The 3844-nt window shown below is 52.5% G+C and carries 3 protein-coding genes; 1 reads left to right on the plus strand and 2 read right to left on the minus strand.

Translation table 11 applies throughout. The annotated features are described in order from the left end of the window. Both RMSM_RS34350 and RMSM_RS44025 read right to left on the minus strand, forming a co-directional pair. Positions 1-2399, minus strand: a 2399-nt coding sequence (locus RMSM_RS34350; RefSeq protein ID WP_008708604.1) for a CheR family methyltransferase, incomplete at its 3' end; no start/stop codon positions are given. Next, positions 2369-2530 (minus strand): hypothetical protein, encoded by a 162-nt coding sequence (locus tag RMSM_RS44025; protein ID WP_160168436.1) that lies wholly within the window; start codon positions 2528-2530, stop codon positions 2369-2371. The genes RMSM_RS34350 and RMSM_RS44025, both read right to left, overlap by 31 nt. A gap of 536 nt (positions 2531-3066) precedes the next feature. Between RMSM_RS44025 and RMSM_RS34355 the strand changes: the two genes are divergently transcribed. Then, entirely contained in the window at positions 3067-3561 is a 495-nt protein-coding gene (locus RMSM_RS34355; protein WP_008708605.1) for a hypothetical protein, read from the plus strand. Positions 3562-3844: the final 283 nt, after the last annotated feature.

The raw sequence follows: 3844 nt of genomic DNA on the forward strand, positions 1-3844 counted from the left end.
TCAAAACCAGTCATCTCGAGGCATGCTTGATTGCAATAGGTCAAGTAGCCATGTTCGTCCATCATGATCAAGGCGTTAGTCGAGTTTTCAGCGATAGTGCGGACCAGTTCCTCGCTTCGACGCAAATTCGTTTCTGCCATGATCCGGTCGTGGACGTCGATGTTCATGCCAACCCAACGCCGGATCGATCCATCGCGGTTTCGAGTTGGGGCGGCTCGCACCTGGGTCCAACGGTAATCGCCACTGTGATGTCGTAGACGAAACACGTGGTCAAGCGTTTCACCGTTGTCTACACACCGCTTCCACGCTTGCATGATCGCGTCCCGATCGTCGCAGTGGACAACGTTTGCCCAACCGCTGCCGGCCCATTGATCATAGGTTTGGCCGGTAAACGCACGCCAACTTGGTGAATCCTCGACGACCCGACCGTCCGCATTCGTAGTCCATACAATTTGCGCAGCAACGTCGACAAGTGTCTTGAACAACTCCTGGCTGTCACTCAGTTCTGTGACGTCACTGAAAGTGACCACGATGCCATCGTGTTCTCCATCGGAGGCGCGGTAGGGGGTCACCCGGCGGATGTAGGTACGGCCGGCGATTTGTCCGATCACATGTTCGAGTTCATCGTCATCATCCAACGACCGCGGGTCGGGAAGAGGTGGCATCCCTTCGATCTCCGACGCAAATTTGGTGAGCTTGCGTCCCACATCGCTTTCACGAAGATCATAAATCTTTTTTACTGCAGGCGTGAAGCTACGGATGCATAGATCTTCATCCAAAAAAACCGTTGCGATCCTGGTGCTGCGGAGCAGATTTTGGATGTCATTGTTGCTACGGACGAGATTCTCGTTGCTGGTTTGCAATTCCTCTTTGGATGTTTCCAATTCTTCGTTGGCAGATTGCATCTCTTCATTCATCGAGAGCAATTCTTCATTGGACGACTTCAACTCTTCGTTCGAAGCTTCCAACTCTTGAACCGTACGTTCAAGCGCATCACGGGCGCGCAAGAGTTCCAGTTCTAATTGTTCGATGACTTGCCCTGCTTTCGAATCGAGCAGTTTTGCGCCCCCCGACGACCTGATCGAATCATCATGGATGCTGGCTTGCAGCGGCGTGCCGATGCGATGAAAAACGACGAGATGCAGACTTTGATCCGATCCCATTTCAGGCATTGGCTGAACCGTGATATGAACTCGCTGTATGCCACCTTCGACCGGGATCGACATGCCTTCGGACAGCGCACGACGTCGATGTTCTTTCGATTCGCTAAATGCAGCTCGAAGTCCGGTGCGCAAGTTCTCGTGCGCCATCGTAATGATGTTGTTCTTGAAATTGCCGCCCGCGATCTTCAAAAAGGGGGCTGGATCTGATGAGAGTGAATGTATTTGCCCTTCGTCATCGCATACGATCCATTGCGGCGAGAACTCACTTAGGATGACCTGCTGCGAATATCGGAACAGGTCCAGTTCGCTGTTGCCCGCATCCGCATGGCTGCCAAATCGATTCAGATTCATCACAGGGGGTTCGAGGGTATGAGGACGATCCAGGGCAGTGACGCGTCGTTGATAAATCCGATGCTTGGTATGCAGAGTTCGGAACAATTCTCGGTTGACAGAGAGGGTTTCGGAAGGACCGAGGAATAGATACCCACCCGGTTGCAGCGAGTAGTGAAACAACGGTATGAGTTTCTTTTGCAGATGGGCTCCGAGATAAATCAGCAGATTGCGACACGAGATCAGGTCGACCTTTGTGAACGGCGGGTCACTGATCAAGTTATGGGCCGAGAACACGATCATGTCGCGAATGTTCTTGTTCACGAAATAGCGTTTGCCCCGTTTGGTAAAAAATCGCTCCAACCGCTCGGCGGTCACTTCGTCCTGAATTTCAAGCGGATAGGCTCCGGATCGCGCGATCGACAACGCGCGTTCATCGAGATCGCTAGCGAAAATCTGGACGCTGACTTGCTTGCCGCAGCGCTGCATGGTTTCGGCTAGAAGGATCGCGATCGAATAAGCTTCCTGGCCCGATGCACAACCCGGTACCCAGATGCGTAGTGGCGAATCGCCGTCATGCCGATTTACCAGCGGCGTTAAAACACCGCGTGCGAGCGAATCAAATGCGTCGGCGTCGCGAAAGAAGGCCGTAACGCTAATTAACAGGTCGCGGAACAGGCGGAAGACCTCCTCGCGCGACGACTGCAACCGTTCGATGTACTCGTCAACCGAGGACAGTTTCAGTACGAGGATCCGGCGACGGATTCGCCTGGTAAGTGTGGTCGTCTTGTAATGTTTGAAGTCGTTTTGTGTGTGCTTTTTTATGACTGCCGCGATTTCCGGGATGGCGATGATAATCTTTCGGTTTAGATCGCTCATCTCGTCAGTGTCGTCGGTGTCTTGCATGTGTTGTGCGTAATAGAAACCTCTGCCGCGATCAAAACTAATCGCAGAACATGATCGGTCACTCCCGTACTGGCCGCTGAGTGAGAAAGTGAAGGGACGCTTGCGGATTCGACGCACTGAGCAATCGTCATGCCACCCGCTTCTCAGGCGGCGAAAATGTCTCAGCAAATGCCCTCGTTTTTTCGCCCGCGAAAGAGAATCAATAGATTTCATCGTTACAACTCAGCGCCAGTTCTCTGTTACCTTCGAATCTTTCCATTCGAATGTCCCGACGTGAAACAATTGGTTGATGAACTTCCCCACGGCATACCTCGAATTGACCATGTTGATCGACCATCGCTCAATCTCCCGCGGTTTGACGCTCTAGGCTTGACGCTTGCAAGCGGCTTAGTGTCTCATCGGTGTGGACAAACCACGATCCGACCACCACCAAACCGAGGGAGCCAGTCGATCACGGGCGGGGGAGTCCGTTTGGAAAAAATGCTCGCTATGGCCCCTCCGCTTCAGAAACCAGTGACCGCATAGGAAAACAACGTGTATCCTCAAGAAGTGTTTTGCCTGTCATGCCACTAGGACGCTGGGACTCGTATCTACCGTCACTCCCCAGACGTCGGATCGACAATGTGGCCGATCGACCGCGCACCGCCCTTCATCCACAAATGCCTGCATGAGTCAGCTCTATCGATACGAAAAGCAGCAGCGGCGAACCTCGCTCACCCTGCTGCTGAACATGGTCGTGCTGTTGTTGATGTATGGTGCCGCCCGTAAGTTGATCGAGCCGACTGAGGCAGCCGAACAGTTATTTGCTTGGGTCCATATTGTCTTGCCGATCGTTGAACTCTGCCTGTTGTTGGCGGCCATTTATTTTTGGCTACAAAACGGAACGTTCCGGATTACGGTCGACGCCGACCGTTTTGAAATTGCCGACCCTCTGTTTAAGGAATTCTCGTTCTCTGTTCCGGTCAGCGAAATTGCCGAAATCCGTCAGACGCATCAAAAGCATGCCAACTACAACACGATCATGATGTACATGAAGTCGGGCGAGAAGATTCAGATTACACAGAATTACAACTACCATCGTGGCAAGCTTTACGCGGCATTGGCAAAAGCCAACAGCGAAATTTTGCTGCCTGAAAATGCATATCGTTTCAAACAGGTGTGAAGCTCGCGACGCGATGGCGAGCTTCACAGCAATCCGCCTCATCGACGCTATGTCGCGTGACCGGCGGGCAGAAAGAAGGAGGTCAAAAATATATCAGGGAGCAGAACGATCCCACGGTATCCTACTTTTTTTGCCCCTCATGTTTTTGCCTCATTCAGCAGCCAATCGTTGACGGAGCGCACATAACATCGCGGCTCACTCGACTCGTCCTTACGCGACATCGACGAAGCGCCGTACCGCAGGCCCGGCAAAAAGATGGAGGACAAAAATATGTCAAGGAAGC

Source organism: Rhodopirellula maiorica SM1 (assembly GCF_000346295.1).
Classification (GTDB): Bacteria; Planctomycetota; Planctomycetia; order Pirellulales; family Pirellulaceae; genus Novipirellula; species Novipirellula maiorica.

What these genes read in the sequence shown, in the direction of transcription:
- RMSM_RS34355 (WP_008708605.1), top strand. Translation starts at nt 3,067, where the DNA reads ATGAGTCAGCTCTATCGATACGAAAAGCAGCAGCGGCGAACCTCGCTC.
- RMSM_RS44025 (WP_160168436.1), bottom strand. Translation starts at nt 2,530, where the DNA reads ATGACGATTGCTCAGTGCGTCGAATCCGCAAGCGTCCCTTCACTTTCT.